The organism is Agrobacterium sp. O3.4 (genome assembly GCF_041414895.1).
GTDB classification, from domain to species: domain Bacteria; phylum Pseudomonadota; class Alphaproteobacteria; order Rhizobiales; family Rhizobiaceae; genus Agrobacterium; species Agrobacterium cucumeris.
This window is the reverse complement of the sequence record NZ_JALPZP010000002.1, coordinates 556,293-583,150: the sequence shown is the minus strand read 5'-3', so window position 1 is coordinate 583,150 and position 26,858 is coordinate 556,293. Positions and strand designations below refer to the sequence as shown.

At 59.8% G+C, this 26,858-nt stretch carries 31 protein-coding genes; 3 read left to right on the top strand and 28 right to left on the bottom strand.

The genetic code is table 11. From position 1 onward, the window contains the following. The 3 genes from M0412_RS15490 to M0412_RS15480 all read left to right on the top strand — a co-directional run bounded on the left by M0412_RS15490 (window position 1) and on the right by M0412_RS15480 (window position 3,373). A complete protein-coding gene (locus M0412_RS15490; RefSeq protein WP_065117474.1) occupies window positions 1-1,056 on the top strand; it encodes an aldo/keto reductase in 1,056 nt (351 codons plus the stop codon). Window positions 1,057-1,125: 69 nt separating this feature from the next. Further along, a complete protein-coding gene (locus tag M0412_RS15485; RefSeq protein ID WP_269699249.1) occupies window positions 1,126-2,364 on the top strand; it encodes an acyl-CoA dehydrogenase family protein in 1,239 nt (412 codons plus the stop codon). A 37-nt stretch (window positions 2,365-2,401) separates the two neighbouring features. Beyond that, the gene (locus M0412_RS15480) at window positions 2,402-3,373 is read left to right on the top strand and encodes a LysR substrate-binding domain-containing protein (RefSeq protein ID WP_269699248.1); all 972 of its coding nucleotides are present in this window, start codon (window positions 2,402-2,404) and stop codon (window positions 3,371-3,373) included. A gap of 16 nt (window positions 3,374-3,389) precedes the next feature. On the opposite strand, the gene M0412_RS15475 is transcribed toward M0412_RS15480, so the two are convergent. From M0412_RS15475 to M0412_RS15340, 28 genes are all read right to left on the bottom strand, one after another. After that, entirely contained in the window at window positions 3,390-4,742 is a 1,353-nt protein-coding gene (locus tag M0412_RS15475) for an LLM class flavin-dependent oxidoreductase (protein WP_269699247.1), read from the bottom strand. A gap of 48 nt (window positions 4,743-4,790) precedes the next feature. Further along, window positions 4,791-6,386 carry an ABC transporter substrate-binding protein gene (locus M0412_RS15470; RefSeq protein ID WP_269699246.1) on the bottom strand — a complete coding sequence of 532 codons (1,596 nt, stop codon included), beginning with the start codon at window positions 6,384-6,386 and terminating at the stop codon, window positions 4,791-4,793. Window positions 6,387-6,425: 39 nt separating this feature from the next. Then, complete coding sequence (locus M0412_RS15465) at window positions 6,426-6,776, bottom strand: DUF3088 domain-containing protein (RefSeq protein ID WP_142843646.1); 351 nt, start codon at window positions 6,774-6,776, stop codon at window positions 6,426-6,428. A gap of 330 nt (window positions 6,777-7,106) precedes the next feature. Next, complete coding sequence (locus tag M0412_RS15460; RefSeq protein WP_269699245.1) at window positions 7,107-7,568, bottom strand: hypothetical protein; 462 nt, start codon at window positions 7,566-7,568, stop codon at window positions 7,107-7,109. A gap of 67 nt (window positions 7,569-7,635) precedes the next feature. After that, window positions 7,636-8,439: a DNA adenine methylase gene (locus tag M0412_RS15455; RefSeq protein ID WP_269699244.1), complete on the bottom strand. Its 804-nt coding sequence runs from the start codon at window positions 8,437-8,439 to the stop codon at window positions 7,636-7,638. Window positions 8,440-8,723: 284 nt separating this feature from the next. Next, window positions 8,724-9,698: a contractile injection system protein, VgrG/Pvc8 family gene (locus M0412_RS15450; protein ID WP_309568463.1), complete on the bottom strand. Its 975-nt coding sequence runs from the start codon at window positions 9,696-9,698 to the stop codon at window positions 8,724-8,726. Then, window positions 9,698-9,961: a tail protein X gene (locus M0412_RS15445; RefSeq protein ID WP_269699241.1), complete on the bottom strand. Its 264-nt coding sequence runs from the start codon at window positions 9,959-9,961 to the stop codon at window positions 9,698-9,700. Before M0412_RS15445 ends, M0412_RS15450 begins: the two co-directional genes overlap by 1 nt. After that, window positions 9,958-10,389, bottom strand: a complete 432-nt coding sequence (locus M0412_RS15440; RefSeq protein ID WP_269699240.1) for a phage tail protein — start codon at window positions 10,387-10,389, stop codon at window positions 9,958-9,960. The genes M0412_RS15445 and M0412_RS15440 overlap by 4 nt, the downstream gene beginning before the upstream one ends. Next, complete coding sequence (locus M0412_RS15435) at window positions 10,389-12,704, bottom strand: phage tail tape measure protein (RefSeq protein WP_269699239.1); 2,316 nt, start codon at window positions 12,702-12,704, stop codon at window positions 10,389-10,391. Before M0412_RS15435 ends, M0412_RS15440 begins: the two co-directional genes overlap by 1 nt. 114 nt (window positions 12,705-12,818) lie before the next feature. Further along, window positions 12,819-13,136 (bottom strand): hypothetical protein, encoded by a 318-nt coding sequence (locus M0412_RS15430; protein ID WP_269699238.1) that lies wholly within the window; start codon window positions 13,134-13,136, stop codon window positions 12,819-12,821. A 102-nt stretch (window positions 13,137-13,238) separates the two neighbouring features. Then, window positions 13,239-13,757: a phage major tail tube protein gene (locus M0412_RS15425; protein ID WP_269699237.1), complete on the bottom strand. Its 519-nt coding sequence runs from the start codon at window positions 13,755-13,757 to the stop codon at window positions 13,239-13,241. Window positions 13,758-13,766: 9 nt separating this feature from the next. Continuing rightward, the gene (locus tag M0412_RS15420; RefSeq protein WP_269699236.1) at window positions 13,767-15,041 is read right to left on the bottom strand and encodes a phage tail sheath subtilisin-like domain-containing protein; all 1,275 of its coding nucleotides are present in this window, start codon (window positions 15,039-15,041) and stop codon (window positions 13,767-13,769) included. A 153-nt stretch (window positions 15,042-15,194) separates the two neighbouring features. Beyond that, a complete protein-coding gene (locus tag M0412_RS15415) occupies window positions 15,195-15,575 on the bottom strand; it encodes a hypothetical protein (RefSeq protein ID WP_269699235.1) in 381 nt (126 codons plus the stop codon). A gap of 31 nt (window positions 15,576-15,606) precedes the next feature. Next, the gene (locus M0412_RS15410; protein ID WP_269699234.1) at window positions 15,607-17,109 is read right to left on the bottom strand and encodes a hypothetical protein; all 1,503 of its coding nucleotides are present in this window, start codon (window positions 17,107-17,109) and stop codon (window positions 15,607-15,609) included. Further along, window positions 17,081-17,248: a hypothetical protein gene (locus M0412_RS15405; protein ID WP_269699233.1), complete on the bottom strand. Its 168-nt coding sequence runs from the start codon at window positions 17,246-17,248 to the stop codon at window positions 17,081-17,083. The genes M0412_RS15410 and M0412_RS15405 overlap by 29 nt, the downstream gene beginning before the upstream one ends. A gap of 13 nt (window positions 17,249-17,261) precedes the next feature. Continuing rightward, window positions 17,262-19,526 carry a hypothetical protein gene (locus tag M0412_RS15400; RefSeq protein ID WP_269699232.1) on the bottom strand — a complete coding sequence of 755 codons (2,265 nt, stop codon included), beginning with the start codon at window positions 19,524-19,526 and terminating at the stop codon, window positions 17,262-17,264. Window positions 19,527-19,541: 15 nt separating this feature from the next. Next, entirely contained in the window at window positions 19,542-20,204 is a 663-nt protein-coding gene (locus M0412_RS15395; protein ID WP_269699231.1) for a phage tail protein I, read from the bottom strand. After that, window positions 20,201-21,139 carry a baseplate J/gp47 family protein gene (locus M0412_RS15390; protein WP_269699230.1) on the bottom strand — a complete coding sequence of 313 codons (939 nt, stop codon included), beginning with the start codon at window positions 21,137-21,139 and terminating at the stop codon, window positions 20,201-20,203. The genes M0412_RS15395 and M0412_RS15390 overlap by 4 nt, the downstream gene beginning before the upstream one ends. Beyond that, the gene (locus M0412_RS15385) at window positions 21,136-21,513 is read right to left on the bottom strand and encodes a GPW/gp25 family protein (RefSeq protein ID WP_099087248.1); all 378 of its coding nucleotides are present in this window, start codon (window positions 21,511-21,513) and stop codon (window positions 21,136-21,138) included. Before M0412_RS15385 ends, M0412_RS15390 begins: the two co-directional genes overlap by 4 nt. Before the next feature lie 3 nt (window positions 21,514-21,516). Beyond that, window positions 21,517-21,735: a hypothetical protein gene (locus M0412_RS15380; RefSeq protein WP_269699227.1), complete on the bottom strand. Its 219-nt coding sequence runs from the start codon at window positions 21,733-21,735 to the stop codon at window positions 21,517-21,519. 11 nt (window positions 21,736-21,746) lie between these two features. After that, the gene (locus M0412_RS15375; protein WP_269699226.1) at window positions 21,747-22,298 is read right to left on the bottom strand and encodes a phage baseplate protein; all 552 of its coding nucleotides are present in this window, start codon (window positions 22,296-22,298) and stop codon (window positions 21,747-21,749) included. Continuing rightward, the gene (locus M0412_RS15370) at window positions 22,291-22,812 is read right to left on the bottom strand and encodes a hypothetical protein (protein WP_269699225.1); all 522 of its coding nucleotides are present in this window, start codon (window positions 22,810-22,812) and stop codon (window positions 22,291-22,293) included. Before M0412_RS15370 ends, M0412_RS15375 begins: the two co-directional genes overlap by 8 nt. After that, window positions 22,809-23,297 (bottom strand): phage virion morphogenesis protein, encoded by a 489-nt coding sequence (locus M0412_RS15365; RefSeq protein ID WP_269699224.1) that lies wholly within the window; start codon window positions 23,295-23,297, stop codon window positions 22,809-22,811. Before M0412_RS15365 ends, M0412_RS15370 begins: the two co-directional genes overlap by 4 nt. Further along, window positions 23,294-23,713, bottom strand: a complete 420-nt coding sequence (locus M0412_RS15360; RefSeq protein WP_269699223.1) for a gp436 family protein — start codon at window positions 23,711-23,713, stop codon at window positions 23,294-23,296. Before M0412_RS15360 ends, M0412_RS15365 begins: the two co-directional genes overlap by 4 nt. A 72-nt stretch (window positions 23,714-23,785) precedes the next feature. Beyond that, entirely contained in the window at window positions 23,786-24,241 is a 456-nt protein-coding gene (locus M0412_RS15355) for a hypothetical protein (protein ID WP_269699222.1), read from the bottom strand. Window positions 24,242-24,311: 70 nt separating this feature from the next. Continuing rightward, on the bottom strand, window positions 24,312-25,289 hold the full coding sequence (locus M0412_RS15350; RefSeq protein WP_269699221.1) for a capsid protein: 978 nt from the start codon (window positions 25,287-25,289) through the stop codon (window positions 24,312-24,314). 17 nt (window positions 25,290-25,306) lie between these two features. Next, window positions 25,307-25,687 carry a hypothetical protein gene (locus tag M0412_RS15345; protein WP_052817234.1) on the bottom strand — a complete coding sequence of 127 codons (381 nt, stop codon included), beginning with the start codon at window positions 25,685-25,687 and terminating at the stop codon, window positions 25,307-25,309. Then, complete coding sequence (locus M0412_RS15340) at window positions 25,684-26,781, bottom strand: phage protease (RefSeq protein WP_269699220.1); 1,098 nt, start codon at window positions 26,779-26,781, stop codon at window positions 25,684-25,686. The genes M0412_RS15345 and M0412_RS15340 overlap by 4 nt, the downstream gene beginning before the upstream one ends. Window positions 26,782-26,858 lie beyond the last annotated feature (77 nt).

The window sequence follows — 26,858 nt, the reverse complement described above, 5'->3', positions numbered from 1 at the left end:
ATGGTCGACTATCGCTATCTCGGACGCAGCGCGCTGAAAGTTTCACCGCTAAGCCTCGGCACGATGATGTTCGGAGGCCCGACACCGGATGACGTGGCCTTCCGCATCATCGACAAGGCACGCGAACAGGGCATCAACTTCATCGATACAGCCGATGTCTATCACGACGGCAAGTCGGAAGAGGTCGTTGGCCGCGGCATCAAGTCCACGCGCGATCACTGGGTTCTGGCGACGAAATTCGTCAATTCCCATACCAAGGGCCCGAACCTTGGCGGCCATTCGCGCAAATGGGTGATCGAGACCGTCGAAAATTCGCTGCGCCGCCTCAACACCGACTATATCGACATCCTCTATTTCCACCGCGCCGTCTTCGATGCGCCGCTGGAAGAGCCGGTGCGCGCCATCGCCGATCTCATCCGCGCCGGCAAGCTGCGCTATTTCGGCGTTTCGAACTTCCGCGGCTGGCGCATTGCTGAAATTTCGCATCTGGCCGACCAGCTCGGCATCGACCGGCCGGTTGCCAGCCAGCCGCTCTACAACATCGTCAACCGCACGGCCGAAGCCGAGCAGCTGCCGGCGGCCAATCATTATGGCCTTGGTGTCGTGTCCTATTCGCCGCTCGCACGCGGCGTACTGACCGGCAAATATCAGCCGGGCGAACAGCCGGGTGCCGATACCCGCGTTGGCCGTGGCGACAAGCGCGTTCTGGAAACGGAATGGCGTCCGGAATCGGTTGAAATCGCCCAGAAGGTTGCGGCCCATGCCGCTTCGAAGGGCGTTTCGGCGGCGGATTTCGCGCTCGCCTGGGTGCTGAACAACAAGTTCGTCACCGCCGCCATTACCGGCCCGCGCACCGAAGAGCACTGGAATGGCTATATCCGCGCCCTCGATGTGAAAATCGATGCCGAAGATGAAGCACTGGTCGACAGCCTTGTGACGACAGGCCATCCCTCGACACCCGGCTTCAACGATCCGAGCCATCCCGTCGAAGGCCGCGTGCCGCGCAATCTCGAGGCCGCGCACCGCCCGGCGCTCAAGCCGCGCGCGGTCGCCTGATCGCCCAGACGAACATGCCTGCGGCGCGTAGTGCCGCAGGCCCTCACATCCGCTCACGGGAAAACCGCAATGTCCAATCCGAAACCACAGACAACCACCACCAATAATTCCGGCGTGCCGAGCCGTGACGACATCCTAGCCCGGGCAAAGGACATTGCGGCTATCGCGGCCCGGGATGCCGCCCGCCGCGAGCGTCAACGGGAACTGCCCTTCGATATCTTCGCCCTTATCAAGGAGGCAAAGATCGGCACGCTGCGTGTCCCCGAAGCCAAGGGCGGACCGGGCGGCTCGATTGCCGACTATATCGAAGTGCTGATGATCCTCGGCGAAGCCGACAGCAATATTCCGCACGCGCTTCGCAGCCATTTCAATTTCACCGAAAATCTCGCCCTTGCACCCATCGAGCTGGAGGACCGGCGGCATCTCGAACATGTCCTTGCCGGCAAGCTCTTTGCGGGCGCCAGCACCGAGCAGGGCACCAAACGCCCCGGCGAAATCACCACGCGGCTGAGTGCCGATGGCGACCGCTACCGGCTGAACGGCCGCAAATGGTATGCGACCGGTACGGCCTTTGCCGATTTCGGCACCTTCAGCGCCATTGGCGATGACGAGCAGCCGATCGGCGTGCTCATTCCGCTTGATCGCACCGGCATCACCATCCTCGACGACTGGGACAGCATGGGCCAGCGCATGACGGCAAGCGGCGGCGTGCTGCTTGAAAATGTCGAGGTGCTGCCGCATGAGCTGACAACCCGCAAGCTCGGCACCCAGATCGGCCGCCACAGCTCGGCCATGCGGCAGCTGCACCTTGCTGCGTCTGCCGCCGGCGCAGTTCAGGGCGCGCTTAATGACGGTGTGGAATATGTTCTGCGCCAGGCGCGCACCACGCTTCACAGCGCTGCGGAAACCGCCAATCAGGATCCCTTCGTGCAGAAGATGCTGGGTGAAATCAGCGCCGGCGCTTTCGCCGTCAAGACTTTGATCCGCGAAGCCGCCAGAACGCTCGACCGAACGGCTGCCGCCTTCGCGAATGGTGACGAAGAGGCCATTGAGGCAGCCCTGCTGGAAGGCTCGCTTGCCACCGCCCGCACCCAGATCATCGCCTCGCAGCTTTCGCTGACCGTCGCCACCAACCTCTATGAACTCGGCGGCGGCTCGGCGACCTCGAGCGACCGGAATTTCGATCGTCACTGGCGTAACATCCGCACTGTCTACAATCACAATCCACTTGCCCATAAGGCGCGGGTGATTGGTGACTATTACCTCAATGGCACCACGACGCATCTCAGGGAAGGCCGGGTGTTCTGACCATGCGAAAGATGCAGGCGGCAAAGGAGGAACAGCAATGAGAACGGAGTTTGTCGCTCCCGCCGCGAGCCGGGCAGCTTTTCGCCTGCCCACACTTTCCCGCCTGCCGCCGCTGACCGCCTTGCGCGCCTTTGTGGTGGCCGCCCGCCATGCGAGCTTTTCGCGGGCGGCGGAGGAACTGCATGTCTCCACCGCCGCCATCGGCCAGCAGGTCCGTATTCTCGAAACCCATCTCGGCCAGCCGCTTTTCAGCCGCCAGCGCGGTGAATTGCTGCTGACGGATGCCGGCAGCGCGCTTTATCCCGGCCTTGCCGATGCTTTTGAGACCATGATCGGCAGTCTTTCCGACCTTATGGTTTCGAATGCCCGACCGCAGTTGAAGGTTCTGGCGGAAGGTTGCTTTGCCGCCCGCTGGCTGGCGCCGCGGCTGGGCAGCATCGTTCCGGCCCTCGGAGACATCGAGCTTTCGATCGAATCCATCGAGGGTGAAACCGTCGATCTCACCCATTTTGATGCCGATTGCGCCATCGTCGCCACCCACGCGCAAATTCCGGGCTTTCTTCACGAGCCGCTTTTCGCCGATACCGTTAGCGCTGTCTGCACTCCGCAGTTCGCAGCCCGCCATGAGCTTGCAGGCGAGCCCGCCCAATTGCGAAATCTCGGCTTTGCAATGTTGCGCGGCAATGGCCTCGACGCCGCCTTCGAATGGGCGAATTGGCTGCGCGCCTGCCGCATTCCGCTCCGGCTTTCGGCGACAGGCCCACGTTTTTCGCGCCAGACGGCGCTGATAGAAGCAATCTTATCCGGCCATGGCATCGGCCTCGCGCGCCACTCGCTAATTTCGGAAGAGCTGAAAAACGGCCGTCTTATCGCCCCCTTCGGCTCACCACAGCCGACTGCAAGCCGTTACCACCTGCTGACCAGTCCTGACAGGCGGCGGCTGCCGGAGGTCGCATCTCTACTCGCTCTGTTGCGCGAGGATATACGCTCCCTCGAAGCCGCCGCCTGAACACGCCCGTCCCACCTCAGGCGCGTTCCCTTTGCAACTCTCTGGCCGCGTAGATGTTATCCGGCCGTGGCAGGCCATAATGGTCGCGCAGCGTATCGCCTTCGTAATCATCACGGAACAGGCCACGCCGCTTCAGGATCGGCACCACCTCATCCACGAAGATATCGAACCCGCCATTCAGCCATGGCGGCATGATGTTGAAACCATCGGCTGCGCCTTCGCGGAACCAGGTCTCTATCCAGTCCGCCACCTGTTCCGGTGTTCCGGAAATCACCTTGTGGCCGCGCCCGCCGGCAAGCCGGTGCAACAATTGTCGGATCGTCGGGTTTTCCCGGTCTATGACATCGAGGACCAGCTGATGGCGGCTGCTATCCGCCTGCGCGCGCGTCGCCTCGACGGCCTCTATTGGCAGCGGCTGGTCAAGATCGGCCGATGACAGGTCTATGCCTGTCATGCGCTGCAATTGCCCGAGCGAAAAGGCCGGCTGGATGAGATCGTTGAAGGAGGCCTCAAGTTTGCGCGCCTCCTCCTCGGTTGAGGCGATAAAGGGGCTGATGCCAGGCAGGATTTTAACATGGGCGGGGTTGCGCCCCGTGGCGGCAACACGTCTCTTGATGTCAGAATAAAAAGACCGCGCACTCTCCAGAGTTTGATGCGCGGTAAAGATTGCCTCAGCATAGTGAGCCGCAAAACCACGGCCCTCCTCCGAGGAGCCGGCCTGCACATAGACCGGCCGGCCCTGGGGTGAACGCGGCACGTTGAGCGCGCCCCGCACCCGATAAAATTCGCCATCGTGATTGGCGGGGTGGATGCGGTCTGTCTCGGCAAACAGACCGCTTTCCTTGTCGGCGACGATGGCATCGTCTTCCCAGCTGTCCCAGAGCTTCGTCACCACATCGACGAACTCAATGGCCTGACGGTAACGGTCGGCATGCGGCGGATGCTTCTGGAGATTGAAGTTGCTGGCCGCCGCATCCGCCGAAGTCGTGACGATGTTCCAGCCAACCCGGCCGCCGCTGATATGATCGACGGACGCAAACAGCCGCGCGAGATTATATGGCTCGTAATAGGTGGTGGAGGCCGTGGCGATGAAGCCGATCTTTTCGGTGACGGCGGCGAGCGCCGAAAGCATGGTGATCGGCTCCAGCCGGTGGCGGGCGGCGTAGCGGATATTGGCATCCAGCACCGGCGCATCGGCAAAGAAGATGGCATCCAGTTTCGCCGCTTCGGCCTTGCGGGCGATATCCTGATAGAGCTTTATATCGGTGACGCGATGCGGCTCCGAATCCGGATGCCGCCATGCCGCCTCATGATGTCCGCCCGGATAGATGAAGGCATTGAGAACCAGCTTTTCGGATTTTCTGCTCATGGAAATAACCTCTTATTCGCTCTGATGCGGCTTGAAACCGAAGGAGGTTCACGCCTCCTTCGTCACCCAGGCTTTGGCGAGATTGCCGCTCAGCCCCTCTGCGCCTGTCGCATAGTCCTTGATGCGCACGCTGCCGACGACCGGCTGGATGGGAGAGACGAGATTGATGACGGGAAGATCCCTGGCGACGACGGCCTGAAATTCCTTGAAGAAAGCCGCGCGCTTTTCGATATCCGGCTCCACTGCCGCCGCTTCCAGCAGCCGGTCCACTTCCGGATTGGCGTAATGGCTGGCATTGGAGAAGGGCAGGCCGATCTTGAAGTTCTTGCTCCAGTAGACACGCTGCACACCGGCTGTCGGATCGAAGGTGTTGGAGAGGGATTCCACCGAAAGGTCCCAGGCGCGGTCGGTATAGACGACCTTCACATAGGTGCCGAAATCGAATTTCTGGATATCCGCCTCGATGCCGATCTTCGATAGCGCCTGCGCGATGAAATCCGAATAGGTCTGCGGATTGAACGGGTTGGTGGTGACACGCAGCTTGAAGCGCTTGCCGCCGTCCTTGCGCGGAAAGCCTGCCTCATCCAGCAATTTCTCCGCCTGCGCAACGTCGAACTTGGCAAAACCGATATCCGCATTGTGGAACTTCGCAAGGCCGGGGCTGATCGGCGTCGGCGATGGCACGGCATAACCATAAAGCACGGTATCGATGAGCGCCGGAACGTCGATGGCATGGGCGATGGCCTGTCTGACCTTCAATTCCTTGAGATATTCGTTCTCAAGGTTGATGACGAGCTGATTCTGCTGGCCGGCATAGGCATAGATGCGGTCATCCACCTTCAGCGTCGGAATGGATTTCAGCCGTTCCAGATCGGCAAGCGCGACCGGGTTGGGGCCGATGTCCCCTTCCCCGGTTTCCAGTGCGGCAGCACGGGCACCCGCATCGTTGATGAGGCGGATGATGACGCGGTCGAGATGAGGGCGCGGCGCGTCCCAATAATCGGCATTTTTCTCCAGCAGGATATGACTGCCCGGCACCCATTCCTTCAGCACGAAGGGACCGCTGCCGATGATCTGGGCGGGCTTCGGATTATCTGTCGGCTTGAAGGTTTCGAAAATATGCTTCGGCACGATTGGCGATTCCGACGAGGCAAGCGCGGTGATCAGGCCCGGGGCGGGCTTGGAAAGCTTCACCTTCGCAACCAGCGGATCTGATATATCGACGCTTTCAACGTTCGAGAACGTCGCCCGGCCGCGCGGATGCGCCTCTTTCAGCCGCAGGATGGAGAATTCCACATCCGCCGATGTCACCGGTTTGCCGTCATGGAACTTCGCATTCGGCTGCAGATGGAAGACATATTCCAGCCCGTCGGCCGAAACGCTCCATTCCCTAGCAAGACTTGGCTGGGGCGACAGCTCGTAATCATAGGTCAAAAGCCCATCATAAATCTTTGAGCCGATGAACTGCGGGCCGCCCGCACTGGTATTGATGGCCACGAGCTGGGTCGGCTCGGGAAAATAAACGATCTTCAGCGTGCCGCCCGAAACGGGCTCTTCGGCAGCGGCGAAAGAACCACCGGGAAGCGCCACGAAAGCGCCGGCGGCAAGTGCAATCTTATGAAACTGGCGTCTGGAAATGGTCATGTCTGTCTCCGAAAAAATCCGATGTGCGGGTGCGACAGCTCAATGCAGCTGCGGGAACCCGTGGCGCTCGGCGAGAATTTGCAAAATGCGTTTGGTGTCCTGAATGAAGTGCGTATCGCCCTTTGCCGCGGCGTCAGCGGGCGCCTCGCCGGCAAAGACGAACAGCGGCAGCGACTGGTTTTCTTCACCCACAGCGGCGATGACCGCCTCACGCGGGCGCTGAAAACCGACGCGGCGGATATCGATCTGCCCCGCCAGGTCTGGAAAGGCGGCAAGCAGACCCTCGATCTGGTTACAATGCGGGCAGACGAAACGGACACCCGGGTGCTTGGGGTCTTCAAAACCGGGGGAGATCAGAAAAAGCGTGTCCTTGGCCATGGCATCCATCATGTGAGGGTGAGATTTCCAGTTCACAGTGCAGGCAGCCAAAGCGTGGGTCCAGAAAGCAATTCTTGCTTTAAAACGAAGAATTGCTTTGCGCTAAATTATTGATGAAATTGATTTTTTTGAAATTTCAAATGCCGGCATCGCTGTTCCTGCCGGCCTGTTCCAAAAGCAATGTTTTTCCCGAAAATACCATTATCACGCGACAGCGAAAAAAGGCCGGACAGCAATTTTCAGCAATAAAAAACCCGACAGAATTGCCGGGTTAGAGTTGATGAGGAAGATCGTAGACCGCTCTACTGTAGCGCGCAAAATCGAATGGCGCGAAGCGCAATATCAGTTGGCAACAGTTTCAGGTAGTGCAGTGCCGCCAAAGCGGTAGCAAATGAGATCGGCTTTAGCCAAAGTTCCGGCCTGCACAAAGGTGTCGCCTTTCACGGTATCAGTGCTGCCCGGTGCGATGAGGTCAAATGGAGGGTTTGCGCTCAGTGCCGCTAGGGGCAAACTATCCTTGCCAAGCGCCAACACGTCCGCCGATAGGTAGGCATTCTCGTTGCTCCTATTGACGACGGAGAACGTAACCACCAGCTGCGTCAGTGGTTTTGCCGTGAATGCTTTTTTCTCGATCACGCTGAGATTGTTGATTTTGAATGAGGGGCCTTCAGCTTTGAAATTTTCCAGCTCGGTGACCTTTACACACGAATAGCTCCAAGTCTTGGCACCCTGCACCGGCTCCTCGGCTGATTGAGCGCTTGTAGCCAAGACAGTGGTCATCAGAAAAACAGCGAAGTGTTTCATCGTAAGTTTCAAAGCCCCCTAGATAAGATAGAGGGCTTTGAAGCATGAATTTGAACGGTACGCAAATTCAAGCGTGCGGTCCGGAGATAACAACCTCCTTCACCGCTTTAGTGTTTCCTGCGCCCTGTATGGAATACGTGCAATCCACCTCATCAATTCGAAAATCCTTGAAGGTTTCGAAGACGCCTTGAACGGCATTTAAAGACAGTATGAAGCGGCCTTTAATCTGCCCGAGAACATCCGCCATTTCTGCAAATTCCTCCCGGCTAAACACACCAGAGCCATAGTCCGTTTCATTTCCGAAGTACGGCGGATCGAGATAGAAGAGTGTTTCCGGCCGGTCGTAACGCTCAATGAAGCGCCGCCAAGGAAGCTGCTCGATGACGACGCCTGCCATCCGTTCGTGGATCGCCTCCAGTTGCGGGGCGAGCTTCAGAAGATTGAAACGAGCGCCTTGCATCGTGACCCCGAAGTTCTGCCGGGCGACTTTACCACCGAATGCGGTTCGCTGGAGATAGAGGAACCGCGCAGCCCGCTCCAGATCGGTCAGTGTAGAAGGGTCGACACGAGAAAGGCGCTCGAACTCGCGGCGGCTCGTGACCTGATATCGCAGCGTCTCCATGAACTGCGGGTAGTGCCGCTGCAATATCCTGAAGAGATTGGCTACATCGCCGCTGATGTCGTTGATGACCTCCATGCGCGGCTGGAGGTTTCGGCGGAGGAAGACACCGCCCATGCCCACGAACGCCTCCGCATAGCTTTCGTGGGGCGTCTCGTTGATGCGAGCGATGATGGCTTTCGCCAGAACACGTTTTCCACCGATATAAGGAGCGGCGGGGGTGGCCGGAGCCACCGGCGTCAGATTCACCATTTCAAATATCTCTCGACTCAGTCACAGCAAATCCGCCCTGCAGGGTACGGGTGTGACAGTTATCGAATGTTGCTGTCGGACGGGTTAGGACGCCAATCTTTGGCCCGTCGCTTGGGTGCACGACGCACCCCGGCCACCCGGCTTGCCGGATGACTATTCTCGCAATCAGACGATCTGGACGTGGTTCACGATCCACCAGATGGCAAAGCCCAATCCTCCCAAAAGGAAAATGGCTCCGCAGATCAGACCGAAAATCGCCAGATAGAAAATCTCATTCATCGCGCTCACTCCTTGCCGCTTTCCGGCGCTTCGACCGCTACACCGGTCTTGTAACTGTCGGCCGCGAAGGTCTGGGTGACTGTTCCAGCGCGCCATGCGCCGTTTGCCTCGGGCCGAAACCCCGTGAGGTTCAAAGGCGTATCGGCCATCAATTCCGGTCGGCCAAACATCATGAGATTGCCTGATCCGGTCGCCCTACCGAGCTTGTCGCCCTCGGAACCGGCAGCAGCTTCCGCCTCGACCTTGTTGGCATAGACTGTTCGTAGCCGACGCACCGGCCCCTTCATCCCCGTCGAATGCGACACGATCTCGGTCTTACCGGTTGAACGATCAAAATAAGAGGCTTCGACCGTGCCAGATTTCATACGTGGCTCGACCTCAAAATCGCCGCTCTCGCATTCGCTTTTGTCGATAGTGATCGTCGGCAGGATGCCGCGAGACAGGAACAGGAACTTGTTGCCCTTGATCGAAAAAAGCGCCCGGTTGCGGTCAGCAAGGCGGGTCAGGAAATCAAGCGAACTCTGCCCGACGCGGGCTATGTATTCGATTTGCTTCGACGCCAGCTCGGGACTGACCTTTGCGTCATAGCCGTGCCGCTTGGCGAGCTGCTCAACCACATCACCGATCGTCGTCTGATCAAAGTGTTCAGAGCCTTGCTCTTTAACGTCCTCGCGCATGTCGGCCGAGTGACCGGAAATGGTCAGTTTGTCGCCGTCCTGCCCGAAGCTGATCCTGTTTTTCTCGACCGTGAATTCGCCCATGACCCACGAGCCGAATTCCTTGTAGCCGAATGACACAGATAGCTTTGCCCCCTTCTCCGGCATCTGGATCGCATTACCGGAATCATCGAACACCAGCTCAATACGATCGGTCTCCTGTCCCCCATTATCCGTGACCGTTGCCGTTGACAGGCGATCATAGAAGCCCGGTGCGACGGCTTTCCCGCCGACAAAACACTCAATGAACGGTTTATGGCGCATCAATCCCAAAGCCTCACGACAGAGGTGGACGTGGCCCGGATAGTGAACTCCGGCAGAATGATTGTGCTTCCCAACGGAAGAAGGAGGCCGCGATCGGCAATACTTGGATTGGCTTCGAGGGTCGCCTCGACATAACCATCCAGTTTGCCCGCCACGCGTCGATCATTGAGAGCCTTGAAGGCGTGCTCAAAGCACACGAGGTCGATACTCAGGTCTTCCAGTTCGATGACGCGGGTTCCGGCCGGGATAATGGTGGCGCTCATAGGAACAGCCCCACAGGCTTGCCGCCGTCATGGAAGGGCGCGACCTCGATCGTGTAGCTTACCTTGCGGCCGAGACCGGCCCTGTTAATTGCCGACTGCTCGTCATCGACAAACAGGATCACGACGCGACCGTAGATCGTGGCGACAGTGGAACTGGCGTCGGCCCAGCCGATCAGCATGACCGGATTGGCGGCGCGTTGCGTTATGCGCACGGCCTCGTAATCGGACCTGTCGCCGAATTCGTCGGGAAACAGCAGACCCGAGATCGTGATCGTGTCATCGCCGTAACCGACGAACTGGCGGCCGGGATAGGTGCCAAAGCGCGGGATAGAAGCCCACTTTGCTTCCGTTGACCGCGCAAACTGCTGATAGTTCAATCGGTCGATCTGAAAAATGTGGGGGCCAAGGGCAAGAAGAGCCGAACTCATCAATATGCTCCGTCATTATACATGCCGGATTTCACAGAATTGATTGCCGCTCCCAACTTGGAAGCCGCAGCGTCACCAGCAGCCTTGGGATCAGGTGAAGAGATGTTCTGTGTCACATTCTGGTTGACGGTGGTGACGTTGGACGTCGTGTTGCCAGCAGCAGGTGTGACGCCTCCGGTTTGTTGCGGCTGGTACGGCTGCGTAGCAGACATATCATCACTACCGCCAAATATTGCAGGCCACTTAAAAAGGCCGGTGAGATCGATACTGCCAATGGCAGCACGAATTCGCCCTGGCACACCAGCCAACCAACCATAGAGCGCTTCAAAAGCCGCTTTGAAGCCATCGACAACAGCATCGCCGAGCGCCGCACCGGCAGCACGCATCGCCTCCTTGTCAGCGTCAGAGAGCTTTTCCTGCGAGAAGAAAGACGTGATCGCTTTCCATATCTCGCCGAGCTTCTCCTTTGCGGCGTCAATCATGGCGCTAAAATCGAACATCTTCGCCATGGAGGCTTTGAACGCTGCGATCGAAGCGGGATCAATGTTGAGCGCCGTGCCGATACGGTCCACGAGGAGCGACAGCGCCTTCGTGACACCCTCGACGCCGGTATTGAAGAAGGCGACAATCGGGCCTGCGAAACCGGACGCGAATGACGAAATGCGATCCCAATACTTCCAGACTGCAAATCCGGCTCCCGCCAGAACGGCCGCGATCGCCCAAACCGGCGCTGTGATCCCGGCGACGATGCCCGCAAGACCAGAGGCGAAGGCGGTCAGTGCGGCTGTCACGGCCGACAGCGAACCGGCAAGCCCGCCGCCGCTCGCGGCCGAGATGAAGGAAAGACCGGCGATCGCGTTTCGCAGCATCGGAATCCGGCCTGCGACCGGCAGAAGCGCCGAGCCGAGCGCCGAGGCGCTGCCCGCCGCAAACCGCCATGCACCGGCGATGATGCGCCAGCCGGTGGCGATGTTCCTGCCATCCTGAAACCGCAGGAAGGTCGAAGTGAAGCCAATCGCGGACAGCCGCATGGCGGCGAAGGCATAGGAGGCAACGCGCATGGCGACGGATGCCGCCAGCAGCCCGGCCGTGATTTTCACAATCGTCGCCGTCAACTCGGGGTTCGCCGTGGTCCAGTCATTGACCATCCGCACGATTGCCGTGCCGCGCAGGACGATGTCCTGCACCACCGGCAGCAATGCGCCGCCTGCAGAAAACAGGTTATCGATCTCAGTCACGAGACCCTTGATCTGGGTTTTCAGGCCAGACATGACGTTGACGAAATCCTTGTCGATGACGCCGCTGGCAGCACCGGCTTCATCACGGATGCGCTTGTAATCCTCCAGATTGGGGATCAGGGCGCGAAGGAAATCGAGAACCTGCTTGTCGGCGAATAGCTCGCCCATCTTGTACTGGTCGCCGCCCGTCGCCTTTTTGATCAGCTCCAGCGAATGCAACAGGGGATCGGTACCCTTGGCAGCGGCCGACTTCATTTCCTTCTCGATGTCGATACCCATCTTCTTGAAGTTCTTCACCGTGTCCGGCGAAGTGATCTTCCCTAGGAAATTCGACATGTTGTTTGCGGCCTGATCGGCAGAACCTGCCGACTTCATGGCGATCTGGAGCGCGGCGGCAAGCGATGCCACGGCCGGGACGCCCTGCATTTTCAGCGCCGAGGCGTTGGCCGTCAGTTCGGGGAAATTGCGCGCCATGTCCTTCAGCTCGAATGAGCCGGACTTGCCGGTGGACGCCATGACATCGAACGCCTTGGCAAGATCGGTCGCGGCAACCTTCAGGTTATCCATAACGGCGTAACCGGCATTGCCCATGTCGCCGACTTCCGCCTTGGTGGCAGTCGATGCCCGGCCGGTCGCCTCGATCGCCGCAAGGCTCTCGTCAAGGTCCATGCCCTTGCCGACATAGGTGGCAAGGATTTGCAGCAGCTCGGTCTTGTTCTTGCCGGTGGTGCGGGTCTGTGCAATCAGCCGCGCCTCGATCTCGCCCATGCGGTCGATCGGGATTTCCGCGACGTTTGCGAAGTCGATAAAGGCGTCCTGAAAATTCGCGCCCTTGAAGATCGGCGCGGCAAGCGTCATGGCCTGCCCGAATGCGCCAAGCATGCGGCCGCGAGCATCGCGCAGTGCCGCCTCGGCGTTTCTGGTAGCGGTTTCGATATTTTCGACGGTAAAGCCGTCCTTGATCGCGCCGGAGAAGCCCTGCTTGGCCGCTTGGCCCAAATCAAGAAGGCCGGACTTCACCTTTTTGGCGGGTCCGGTCAGTTGGTCGATCAGCCGAATGACAAAAGAGATATCCATGTCATTCGGTCCTTTGGGCGGTTCCGGTCAATCGGGGAAGTTCGGCGCGATAAGAGAGAGCGTCCAGCCAAGGCATCTGTGCGATTTCCGAGGGCTGGAACTTGTAGACGGCCGCTAGGTCGGCTGCGTATTCGAACGCCCGAGGGACCGGAGTGCCGGAAAAAAATCAAGCAACGCCTTGCCGACAGCGACAAGATCGAGCCAGTCGAGCTGATCGATAAAAGCCGAGTCCTCCCGCGACATCGAAGCGACGATCCCGGTCAGGCTGTCGAGGCCGTCCGTGGTCAGCAGCGTGCTGGAAAGTTCGGTAATAAGCCCGCCAATATCGACATCATCGATATTCGCTTTGCCGTCGCTCATCAGTTGCGAGGCGAGCTTCGGGCCAATCAGCACAGCGAGCTGCTTGGCGTGGGCGACGTTCGGCCGGAACATCGTGAAACTGTCCCGCTTGGCCTCTTTGCCGTCAGCATCCTTGACAGGAACCGGGACCGTGAGCGGGATTTTGACTTGTTGAACGAGCGACATGGCGAGACCTTACGAAAACAGGATGGAGCGGCGGGTGGAATTGATGGCCTGATAGTTCCAGATGTCCCAGCCACCCTTTTTGAAGCTGAAACGGTGCATCACGCGACCGTCCCAATATTCGGTGTAGGACCAGATCGACTTGATCTCGTGGTCGTAACCGGTGGCCTTACCGCCAGCCATCGCCTCGCCCTCGACCTTGGACAGACGGCCGGTCACGTCGATCGAATGCTCGTGCTCGGTACCGTCTTCCTCGGAAATCACCAGCTTCTTGCCGGTCCAGTTCTGACGGACACCGGCAGGCCCGCCGAACAGGGCAAGCGTTTCCGGCGTGTGGCTCTTCAGCTTGAACGGCATGGTGAGTGCCTTGATGCCGAGGCCGGTAATGTCCAGCTCCATGTCCGAGCCGCCCGGCTGGAAGGTTTCGGTGATTTCTTCCAGCGCTGGAAGCTTCAGCGTCTCGATGTCGAGCGCCAGATTGACGTTGTCGTTGACGTTGAGCGTGAAGCCCCTGATGATGCGCAGTGTCATGGTGGCCCCTTATGCGGCGGAGAGATAATCGGCGATCGTGCCGCCGAACTCGGCAGTCACACGGCGCTGGATTTCATTGGCGAGGGTGTCGAAGTAAGCCTCGTTGCGGCGCGAGCCGAAGATCAGGTCTTCCAGCGGCGGCGTCTCTTCGGCATCGAACTCGACGCGCAGCTTGCCGAGGCGCAGGTTCGCATTGCCGTTCATCGCCCGGTCCCAATAGACGCGACCACCAAGGATGGCGCCAACCGCCTGCATGCTGTCGAGCAGGTCCTGCAGGCTGCGCATCACGGCGATGACATGCTGCGCCGTCAGGTTCTCGTCATTGGCCCATGGCCGGAAACCGTTGATGATGGCTTTCTCGATGGTGGCGCGGGTACGGACCACGTTGACGAACTGCCAGAGGGTGTCCGTGGAGGCGGTGCGGTTGCCCCACAAAATGCGACCGTTCGTGGCGAACTGGCCGCTGGCACCCTGCGAAAGCCGGGACGGGATGAAAGTGGCGATGCCGTTCTGGTTGAGGAGGTTCGCCTCGTGATCGATTTCGCCGTCAAAATAGGTGATCGGCCGTGCCGTGCCGAGGATGCCCTTGACCTCTTGGTTCGAGGGGGACCAGTACGCTCCACCCTTTTTCTTGTCGCGCTTCACGAACATTGCCGCAGCGAAGGGCGAAGCAGGCTTGGTGACGATCGTCGCGCCGGAAGCAACCCGGACGAATGGGTCGACCAGATAGGTGTAGCGGGAGGAAAAATCGGCTCTGAATGCGAGACTGGTCGCGGAATTGGGACCGCCCGTGTCAATAACTGCGATCGCCTTCAGCTTCTCAGAAACCTGCTCCAGCGCATCAGCGAGCGGGTTCTTGGCGTCCTCGACGCGACCTGAAGAATAGCCGGGCGCGATCACGAGACCCGGCTCGACACCGACATGACCACGGGCAAAGGAAAGAGCATGAACGCCCGTCATCGACGCGGCCGAACCCTGCAACTTGGCGCGGGTTGCTTCCGGTGTCTGACCCGCCTCGCAACGGACGAACACGCACTGCGCCTCGATCCCCTGCGCCCGGATCGCATTAATAATGTCGATCGCGGTACCGGTGGTGCCGAGCGCGGCAACCTTATCGGCCTCGTGGGTGTAGAACGCCACCGGCTCATCATAGGGGAAAAGCGTGTTTGAGGCGTCCGGCGCAATGACGGCCGCGCCGATCGCAGAGCTGTCGGCCGTCTCAAGCGGCCTGCTTTCGCTGCCAGCATCAATTACGCGGACGCCGTGATTAAAATCGAGTGCCATAAGCCGTCTCCAAAGGTCGAATTGGAGACCACATTAGGAAGTCAAGCTTGACACTGTCAGGCTGACACTGTCAGGCCCGGCAATGAAAAAGGGCGGTTTGAACCGCCCTTGAAGCCTATTTAATGACCTATTTAAGATCGCATGTCCATCCGGTCAGGTGTAGTTCGAAAGCGCCCACGTCCAAAGATGATCGAGCTGCGCCTGCGAAATATTTTCCAGCTCGGCCATCTGGTTCAAAAGCGGGTCAGTGCGCCGGTAAAGCTGCGCATCCTCGAAATATACAATCGCCTGCTGCTTTTCGACACCTTCAGGCATGGCGTCGATATGGGCTTTCACACCTGCCTTGGTGACGCCAACTTCAGCGGCCGCAAGCCAGAAGCCAAGTCGAGGGATCGGCGGCACCAGCGTGGGGGGAGTAACGTAAGCCGGGATAGAATTTCCAGCAGCCTCCCACTCGGCAATAATTTGACGATGCCGATTTCCCATATCGTCAGGCACAAACAATACCTGCTCATCGATCTCGATGCGGATCATTCCGCTTTCGGTATATCCGATAACGTTCATATCAAATCCTCGCATCCGCGATCCATACGCTGTTAGCTTGGAACGTGTCCTGCCTTCCATTGATAGACGCCGTAAGTGTTTCTACCCCACCGAACCCCGTGAAACCTGCGCTTACGGTCACACTAGGGGTTGCTCGCATTCTAGTTCCGATGTCCATGTAACAAGACTTCGTTCTCACATCCGCTCCATTCCCCGTGATGCTATCGGGAAGCGCAACCTTGGGGATGGTCGATCGGAAATAATACCGCATGCAAGCCCGCCAGACGTCGCCAATGTTGGGGAGTTCCCATTCCGGCAATTGCCCTCCGGCGTAAAGGCCGATGTCAGCCACCTCTACTATATTCCCTACCGTTGCCATGAACGGGGTAAGGGAAGCCGTGGCAACGAAATTTCCGTTCACCCATTCGTTTTCTTGGGCCGTAAGGAAGCTGCTGCCGCTGGAAAGCGTTATTCTAACGGACAATCCAGAAGCACTGCTGTCCTTCACCCACGTGCCAGTTTTGCACCCCGGAACTACCGCCGTTATCAGCTTATCCTTGTTCGCCTCTGCCGCCGTCACCGTGAACATTTTTACGTAGGATCGGGTGAGGCTAGTGTTGGTGAAGGAAAGACCGTAGCTTCCCTGCGGCAGCTTCACCACCCCGCGCCAAACGAACGGCATAGCGTCAGCCGTTCCGAATTTGAGGTCGGCAACTTCGATGCCCTCAATGGGAAATACGACTCCGTAATAGTCTCCTGTGCCAAAAGCGGCATCAGAAGTAAGAACGGTTGCTCTGAACCGATACGGCGAACCACCGGGGGTGTCAGATGCGAGTTGCCCGGCCCTGAGAACGCCGCCACCCGTCGAGTTTACATGGACTCCGTCCATGACGTATTGAGCGGAACCGACATCGATCGTTCCCGAAGTTCGATCTTGGCAAACTTGGAACGCCGGGTTCAGGTGCCGATTGCGTTTACTGGCCTTCGTAGACGTCGAATTGGCAGCGGCCAGCACTACAGCGTCGATTGCCTGCTGCTGCGCATCGCTTACAGGCTTGTCCTTGTCCGCCGTGTTATTGGCGTTACCGAGGCCAACATCGCCTTTTTCAATCGCAATATCACCGGAAAGCTCTTTGCCATTCACCTTGCGAGTGTTGGGTACCTTTCCGGCCAAACCGTCCGAAAGGGCGCTCGCCGTCGCGTAGTGGGCGGGCAACTGACCGCCGAACTTGAGTGCATCCGGTGCCTTGCCGCCAACAATGATCTGATCGATCTGGTTTTGGGCGAGCGTAATGGACTGCTGCAGATTTACGATCTGCGGCGCGACGTTGATCTGTATATAGTCAAGCGACGCCTGAATGCCCTGAGCCTTCAATGTCTCGAAGGTGGCCTCAAGCTGCTCACGAGCTGCAATGCGATCGGCAAGGTCACCAAATATCGCGTTCCACAGATCGGCCGTGAACTCGGTCGGAGGCCATGAGGGAAGCTGGTAGCGATTATCGCGCGTTGGCGTAGTCAATGACATCCTCCCCTTCCTGCTCGATGACGGATTTCAGAACCGAGCCGGACATTTCGATTTCGTTGAGCGGCCGATACCGGAACGGTCCCAACGTCACCGGCCGCGTCAGTTTGACGTCATAGGTCTTTTTTTCATCAACTTTCATGGATGCCTCGGGTCTAAAGGGCGGAGATGAAACCGTCCTGAAGGAACGGAACGGTCACGGGATTGTCGGTGTTGGCGGCAAAATGCATGCGGGCGTTCTGTGTGGCAGCGCCCAGCGAATAGGTGGACAGGAAGGTTCGCCGTGCCGGATTGCTTGGATCAATCGTGACTTCCGTTGTGCCAGGAGCGATCACGTTGTTGCCCACCATGATCCGGGGGGTGAACTGGTGATGCGCCGGGTCAAAGGCATCCAACGTATATTGCGTCACGATCGCGCTGGTGGAGACACCGAACTCGAAGGCTTTGCTGAGGGCTTTCATGTTGGTGCGGTTGCGAGCCACCCGCGAGACAGCGGTCGCGTCCAGCTGGATCATGGGCTGAAGATCAGCCGTGCCGACCATCACGAGGCGCAGCTCCACCGATGCCGGCAGGCCAACGAGAGGGTTCGTGGCGGGATCACCATCATCCAGCTCGACCCACGCGGTCGTTCCTGCAGGACGGATTTCCCATACCAGCGCCGTGCCGCCCGGCACCCAACCCGAGAAAAGCATGTCGATCTGGGTCATGCCGTCAGCGAGATTGAGAGCCTGCATCGGGACTACAGTGCGCGGGCTGTGATATCGCGCTCCATTCACTCTGAAGCAGAAATCAATGTCCATCGAGCCTTGGGCGAACACGCCGTCCGTGCACGAGAACTGCGTGCCACCGGTGTACTTATTCCCGGTAGAGACAGAGAGCGCATGTGCGCCCGTGGTCACGGTCACGATGGCATAGCGCTTTCCGCTCTCCATGAGCGTGTACGGCATAACGCAATTGACCCAGCCAACCGCCATGTCCTTGTGTTCGATCTTGCTGACGGCAAGCACGCGGTCGAACAGCGGTGTTCCACCCGTCGAAACTTCGACCACAGCCATGTGAACATCGCCATCAAGTCCGACTTTTGCAAAATGCAAGTCGATGGACGTCATCAGCATGGGCTGGGCGACGAGGAACGATTGGGCATAGATCGAGCCATTCATTCCGACTTTTTCAGTGACGTAGCCCCAATAGGGTTCGCTGTAGATCTCGTAACGGATTTGGCGCACGCCGTAGGTTTGATGACCGACGCCGAGGTTCGCCCGGATTTCAACAACTTCGAACTGCTCGCCACCCACGTTCAGCATCTGGCCCACGCGGGAATCGCCGCCCAATCCAGCCCACCCGGCGGCGTTTTCACAGGCCCCCATTGTCGGACCGTAGGTGAGACGAATGCGGGAGGCTTCCATCCGCGTCAGCGTCGTTTGCGTGTGGACCAACTGAGAGATGTTGAGCGTGCTGTCGAGCGACGTGTTCTCGATCTTCACGACCTCGTCAAAGGCCGGGACCATGCGGCGGGTCCGGAAGGCAATCTGCGGATTGTCCTCGGCCTGCACTTCGAGACGCGCCTGCGTAATCGCTGCGAAACCAAAGCGAACGCCTTCTTCGACCCGCGCCAGCCAGTCCACATGCTGCAGGTCCCACCGATCGGGGATCAGTCCGTTGTCGAAGACATAGGCGCGAGCCTCGTCAGGCAAATCGACCTTCAGCCTTGCGGCACCGATATCGCGCTGCATCTGCCGAATAATGGCCGGGCGCGGAATATCGGTCAGCCGGGTGGCGATGTTGGTGATTTGCGTTTCAATAGTCTGCGTGCGCAAAAAGAGGCCCGAAAGGTCAATTTCCAGCGCAGTTACGCGGTTTTCTACCTCGTACAACGTCTTAACGCGGCTGGCGTTTCCCGGCTCGATGACATCAACACCGGTCGATTTCAGGAGGACGAAAGCGATGCAAGCGTCGGTCTCGGCCACCACCGGCTTTGCCGGAACCGGGTTCGCCTCGCCAGCCTGCACGATCAGATTAACGATGCGTCGCACGGTCTTGGGCGTGACGCGCTGAACCGGGATCGAGGTTTCCGGGTCTTGCGATGTTTCGAACGGCCTGCTTGCAGTCTCGGTAATTTCTTCGCCGCGCAGCAGGATTGCCACCCAGCGCTGGTCAGAAGCTGCGGGCGGAATTTGAAGCTGAAGATTGACGTCCTTGGAAGCCGCCTGCGCATAGACTTTCTCACCCGCGACATAGCGGCCGGGCGACACGGTAATTTCCTGCACGGACTTTCGGGCAACGGTAAAATGCGACCAGTGCGCTGGATAGCCGATTGCGTCCCGCCAAACGCCATCTACATCCTGCTGGGCAAACAGGCTGACATTTTCAAAGTCGGTGTGATCGGCGATTTCGGCATTCGAGAAGGTAACGCGGGGCATGGGCTGGTCCTCGTATCAAAGATATTGGCGCTGGCGATAACCGCCCGGCGAAGTGCTGCCGTCGATCATGACGGCGTCCTGCAGGGTGATCGGTCGACGCCATGCGAAGCTGACGGTGTAGAGGGTGTCCGGCGTCTTTGCGGTGACCATGGCGCGCTGTGCGCGACGGATCGGCTCAAGATCGACGGATGTGAGGGCGGCGCGGCCAAGAGCCGACCGGCCGATCTGAAAATGATTTTTCGGGGCGCGCAACGTGACGTGCACGAGGTAATGCGCCGTGAACGGTTGGTGCGCGATCGGCGTGCGGCCGATGACGGCGCGACCGAAGGTGAAACGGGCCGGATGGGCGATGCGGTCGATGATATCGGCATCCACGAAAGCCAGATAGCGCTTCAGGCCGACAAGCGTGCCTTTCAGGGCCGCCAACCGCGAGCCGGGATAGAGGACAGAACGCCCCGCACATTGGGCGATCATTTCCCGCTTCCGCTCCTCGCTCCAGTCGTCGTACCAGAGGTCAACCGAATGGTGCGCGGCGAGATAGGGCAGCAGCCGCGCTTCCGTCTTGTACGGGTCCATCAGGTCTGCGAAAGGCACAGCCAGGTCATCGGACATGCCACCGGCAAGCGCGTATTCAAAAGGCTCGGAATTGGACGGAAGAAGCGCTGCAACGTCCCTCATGTCCGAACCTCCGTTACCACCGTCAGCCCGGTCATGACCGGCACGGTGTATGGATCGGGCTCGATCGCCACCGGCGCGAGGTCGCGCACCTTCACGATGTTGGCGCCATAGGCAGCGCCGGACAGCAGCCCTTCAGGAATTTCGCCGCCGACGGTGGTTCGCTCGATCGCTGCGGCCGTCACACGCTTTTCCGCCTCGGCCTTCAGCAGATCAGGTGACGGGCCGGTCCCGACGATCTCCAGTACCAGAGACACCTGATATTCCCTGCGGGTCGCCGTCATGATGGAAACGCTGACAGCTTCCGGCGTGCGGTCTGGATCGAGAACAGCGGCGCGCACGGTCGCCAGTTCGACCGAGGTCGGTTCACGGCCGAAGGGTCCAATCAACACGACATCGGTATCGCCGCGACGGCCATGGATAGCGCGGCCGTTGATCCGGGCGTCCCACAGGCCAAGTGTTTTGTCGTCAGTTTGCGGCCACGCCGTCCACGCATCATAGAGGTATCGGCCGGGAGAACCGGATGCGGGCGCGTCAAGCGACAACAGGTAGCGGCGAAGCAAAGACGCATCGCCTTCCATCACGGCATCTGTGTTTGCGGTTGCCGGTGTCACGATCTGGCGCGCAACGTTGTTGTCGGCGGCGATCGCCTCCAGATCAGAACCCTTGGCATAGGGCGCGAGCAGTGCGCGAAAGGCATCGTTAACACGCTGGCGATCGAGAAGGCGCAGATAGGTCCAAGCCTGACCGACAATGTTGGCGCTGTCGGTTTCAAGATCGAGCGTCTCATAGGCAGGCAGCGTCGGATCAAGCTGACGCTGGATTTCCCAGACCTGAATGAAGCGCGCCTTGAAGGCAGCAATCATCGCCTCGGCGCTCAATGTCTCGATCGCGTCGGGAACCGGCAGGCGGGAAAGGTCGATAATCTGAAAGCTCATGCGGCCTCCGGCCAAGACGTATTGACGGTTTCGTAGACGGACCAATCGCCGAGGTGGCCACGCGGGAACCAGACGCCCGTCAGAATGAAAATGAAGCGGCCGGTGCGCTTGTATTCGAGCAGCTCGATCTTCTGCAGGCTGAAACCGGGTTCGCCACCATCAGGATCATTGAGCGCGTCGGCAATTGCCCGATAGGCTGCAAGAATGGTTGTGGCATCGGCGTTGCCGTCCTGCAGCTCGCGCAGTACCGAGCCGATATGACGGCGAAGAACACGGCTTCCCAGCCGTGTCGTCAGGCATTTCCTGATCGACTGGACGCAATGGTTCCAGCCGAGCAGCATCTTGCCTGTCCTCGCGTCGATACCGGCCCGCATGGTTTACTCCTTCACAGCCTTGGCTTTGGCTGCAGGCGTGGTTTCGGTTTCACCTGCAGGCGCTTCCGCCTTCTTGCCCGGCTCCTCGATCTCACCCGCGATCAGCGGATAGGCCGCCTGTTCGTCGGTCAATTCGATGGGCTTGCCGACGCCGGGCGAACGGACGCCCGCGACAAAAATTCCGGCTTTGGCGGTGACGGTGAAAGTCTTTTTAGAGGTCATTGAAGGCTCCTTTATTCGTTGGGTTCGTAGGTGTTTTCTCCGCCCCTGCGGATGCCGCCGTGGTTGTGGCTGTCGCCGACATTCTTTTCGTTGTGGCGCAGGCGGGCAGAAAGGGCGTGAATCGTGTCTTCCGAAAGCGTGATGCTGGAGCCGCCATGCGAAAGCTTCAGGCCCTCGGCCGTCATGCGTATCGCGGACCCGGCATAGGTGATTGTCAGCTCTTTCGGCGTCCCGGCCGGGTTCTGTGCGTCGTCGGTGTGGCTGTCGCGGATCGCGAGCGATTGACTGCCGATCTCGCCGTTCGGCGAAAACAGCCGCATCGGATTGCCGATTTCCACGGGCATGTTTGTGCCGGTGGCTCCGGCCGCCTCCTGCACCTGCACCCATGGCGACAGGAACGGTTTGCCGTTGGCACCGACCGCCGCCAGTTCCAGCCGCACGCGGCTGCCGTCGATCTCGGCGACACGGCCGGTCATCTGCGATGCCACGAGGCGGCGATTGAGATCGTCAATATTCTTGTAGATGCCGCGAAACTCGCGGACGATGATATCGGCATCAGACATGACCGGCCTCCGGCGTATCGAGCTGCTCGCCGTTCACCTCGAATTCGGAGATGACGACGCCGTCAGGACCGAACAGCCCGTCGCCGAGCTGCCGGAGCGTCTGGTTCCACTCGACCGACATGACGCCGACGCCGCGCTGTTTCACGGCTGCGGATATGATCGGCTGGATGACGACAGAAGACGGCGCGGTGAGCTTCGTCATGCCCCAGAGCTGCGCCGGGTGAAGAAGCGTGCCAATCGCCTCGGCAATGTTCCAACCGTCTTCCTCGCGCTTGGAGCCTTCGGTGATGACAAAGGCGACCATGTTCAACGCGGCCTCGGCCTGTCCGTTCGGTTGCCATGCAAGCGGGCTGCGCAGGATCGCAAGGCGCACGCCCGGCGCACGGATCATTTCGCGCTCCAGCTCCGACAGATCGAAGCGGCCGAACTGCGCCTCGCACGACTTGATGTTCGGCAGGATGCGCTTGATGTCGGTCAGAACCGATTCACGGAAGGTGATAAGACGGCCGCTCATCGCTGCACCAGTCTGGAAAGCCAGTCCTCTGTGGTTTCCACCATTTCGTTCTGGTTGGCGACGGACATGCCAAGATACGGCCGGGCGGGCATTTCGACCTGTTTGACCACGGCGAAATTGACAAAGCCGCCGGAGACCCACCAGAACTTCAGCGCACTGCCGTTCTTGGGCTTGATGATGCCGCCGAGCTGGTGGATACGGGCATAGACCAGACCGGAGCCGATCATGATGGTGGTGGCGTCGGCGATATAGTCGATCGAGCGGGAAAGAGCGCCTGAAGCAAACAGGATGCTGGTTCCCTGATTGTTGCGAACCCACGGCGTTCCGTCCGGCTCGGTCTTTTCGACCTCGATACGGTGACGTATCTGACCCTGCACGAGACGGCCGATGCCTTCGTTCAATTCGCCGAGCGGCGCGTTCTCAATCCCATCAAGGGTGAGAATCGCCTCCTCGTAACCGACAAGTTCCGTGACGATACCGCTCATGGCAGGCGATCCCGGCCGAACAGACGAGGCCCGGAATAGAATGCAGCACCACTGGAGGACAGGCCGTCATCGGTCGGAACCTTCGGCTCGTCAGAGCCAAGACCCGCCTTGCCATCGGCAACGCGCTTCAGAAGCTCGACGGCCTGCTTGTAGCGGTCCTCGATCGTGGTGGTGAGACTGGTGTGGCGGATCGCCAGATAATAGACGGCAATGTTCACGCAGGGCATGACGAGCGCCTGCGGCGTGCCGGGAATCGGTGTCGCATAACGGGCAGAAAGATGGGTGTCGATTTCGCCGCTGGCCTGTTCGACGGCGCGGGCGATGGCAACCTCGGCGTCCACGTCCTCGCGAATAAGGTCCGCGATGAACTCGGAACCCCACAAATCCTCGATATTGGTGCGACTTGCATATGCCATGGAAGAAACCCGTTGAAGATGCTCCCGCAGCCGGATTGCTGCGGGAGCTGGTCGCGCCGCTTGGGAGGCGGATCAGATAGCGCCGAACGTCCTGAAGGTGTCGAGATCGGTCTCGCTCACGTCGCCGGGCAGGTTCTCACCCGGCGCGTATGTCTTGCCGGGCAGGCGGATTTCCTGTTTGGCCTGCGGGCCGGGCTTGGCGGCGGCCGCAGCAGCTTTCGCCTCCGCCTCCGCTCTGGCCTTCTCGGCCGCCTCAGACTTCGCCTTTTCTTCCGCTTCCGCCTTTGCTTTGGCAGCGGCCTCGGCTTTGGCCTTTTCCTCGGCCTCGGCTTTTTCCCTCGCTTCAGCGTCAGCCTTCGCTTTTGCGTCGGCTTCCGCCTTGGCTTTCGCGGCTGCTTCCGCCTTGGCCTTTTCCTCGGCCTCGGCCTTTTTCTTCGCTTCCGCGTCAGCCTTTGCCTTTGCGTCGGCCTCTGCCTTGGCTTTCGCGGCCGCTTCGGCCTTGGCCTTCTCTTCTTCGGGAGTTCCCATGTCACTGTCTCCGGTCGGGTTGTACGACCGGCCCCGCAGGGCCGATGATGGTTTCAGGGGAGAACGCCGATCAGGCGACGGCGTTCTGGATCAGGTAGCCGACGCTCTTGGCGCAGACGAGTTCGCGGACCTTTTCGCCGACACGGACGCGCTTGCCGCCTTCGAGGCCGATATCCTTGTCCTCGATCGAACCGGCGATGCGCTTGCCGTTGGCAGCGGTGAAGCCCCATGTGATGACAGAGCCATCCGCCTGCTTTTTCGTCGGGTCGATGTAGAGCAGCGAGATCGTCTTGCCCCAGACACGGCTGAGGTTCACCTGCTGACCCTTGCGGGAAAGGTTCACCTGGGCGACACCGATCAGCAGGTTCTTGATGTCGATTTCAAAGAGATCGGCGAACTGCTGCTTGGTGATCGCGCCGTCTTCCGTCAGCCCGCCCTTGACGGCCTTGATCAGCTTCGGATGGCGCTTGATCTTCGACCATGCAGGCTGGCCCATGGTGATTGTGTTCGGGCGATAGACCAGCGTCTTGTCCATGCCCTCATCAATCACGGCATAAGGATCGGAATTGGCGAAGTCGGAAAACTGCTGGTTCCCCGCCAGAACCAGACGGCGGGCAGCATCATAGTTGTTGGGGTCCTGCACCACGGCGGCGGCACGAACCTCGCGGCCGAGCTGGAGAAGATTGGTGAGACCCTCGGTTGCCATCGACTCGGGGTCGATCGTGGACCGCTTTTCGCGCCGTGCCTTCTCGGCCTCCTTGATATCCGAATAGGGAATAGGATCATCAAGGCCGAAATTGCGGACGCTGCTGTCGCGCTCCTCGCCGGTGAACTCAATGCGGCCGGGCTGGCCGGTGCGGCCGACTTCCAGCTCCGGCACGGTGAAGGCTTCGCCGAGCGGGAATTCGGTCCATTTGAAGGTGTCGCCGAGGACATCGACTTCCGGCAGCACGCGATCATAGATCAGCGTGGCGGCCGGATTGCGATATCCGATGGAAATCGCCGTCAGTGTCGGCGAGACCGGAAAGGGTCGATTGGTGGTGTTCACTTAAAGCGTCCTCGAAATTAGGCGGGCGTGGAAAGAACGCCGGGCGCGACCTGATAGGGAATGACATCGTCGGCGGAGCCGTCCGACATCGCGAAGCCGATGATGCGCACCACTGACCCGGCAACCGGCACGGCCTTGACGGCCTTTGCGTTGGCATTGGAGGTCAGCGGGTCACCAAAGGAGATGTTGCCGCCGCAGCGAACCTCGGACCAACCGGCCTGATCGACATCAAGGATGCCTTCAGCCGGAGCGCCGAGCATGGTGGCTGCGCCGACCAGCGGGTCGGTTGGAGCCGCAGCTGCGGCAACCTTGCCTTCGGCCGCAGCCTTGACGATGAGATAGCCGGCGATCGCGGCGAGGCCGACGCGGAAAGACTTGATGAGAATGGGCGTCGTCATTTCGTCTTCGTCTCCTCGACATGGCGGACGGCCTCGGAGATCGAGACGCTGATGCCGAGTGCGGCCTGATCGTCCTGATACTTGCGGGCAAGCGATGCGATCACGACAGGGTCGCGGTCATCCTCGACGGTCCGGGTGTTGACGTTGCGGTTGTCCAGATCGGACGGCGCGCAGATGACCGGCAGGGTCGCGGCAAGAGCCGTGAACCGCTCCAGCCCGCCTTTTTCGGCGCACATGGCACGATAGCCGTCACGGGATGCCGGGGTGATTTTCCCGGCCGCGATCTCGGCATCGAGGGCGGCGTCGATCTCGCGATCGGCGTCCTTTTTCTGGAGCGCGGCAAGTGCCGTGCGGGTCTGGTCCAGATCGGTCTTCAGGGCCGCGACCTCGGCGACAGACGTATTCGACTTGACGGACGCAAGCGCCGTTTCGGTCTCTGTCTGCAGCTTGGTGACGGCGGCTGTGATCGCCTCGGCTTGTGCGCCGGTCTCGATCTTGAGCAGGCCGCACAGGGCGGAACGCTCATCCTGACGCGCAGTCAGTGCCGCAAGGATAGCCTTTTCATCGGCATCCTCCGCAAGACCGAGCGCCTTGGCAATTGCCTTGGACATCGGTGGATTTTCCTTTTCTTCAGGGGAGACACGGCTCAAAGCCGTCATGACCAGTGCAGGCCGGTTTACGAGGCCAGCACCGTTGAGGCGCAAAATCAGGCCATCAATCGTGTGATCGAAATCGGGAGACAGGAAACGGTATTCCTTGTCGACAATTGCCGCAGATGCCTTGGGCGTCCAATCGACCTTGCCCCAGACACCGCCGTCGCGCTCCTCGACAAGCACGATCCAGCCAGCAGCCGGGGCAGCAATGCCCTGCGGTGCGAGATGGGCCTGACCATGCTCATAGTCGATCGCAAGCGGGCCATCGTTGAGCTTGAAGGCTTCAACGACGATCTGCGGCTGGAGCGTCCAGTTGCGGCCGTCCCGCGCCTTGATCTCGGGACCGGCCGGAAACAGCTCGACCCATTCCGGAGGGGTCTTTCCCTTCGAAGCGGCGATTGCGGCGAGGCTGAAAATTGCGGTTGCGGTTTTTTTCGTCATGGGCGATTAATGCCCTGACGGCGGGAGACCTAAGAGACTGACACTGTCAGTGCCACGCCGATCTTTCCCAAAACCTG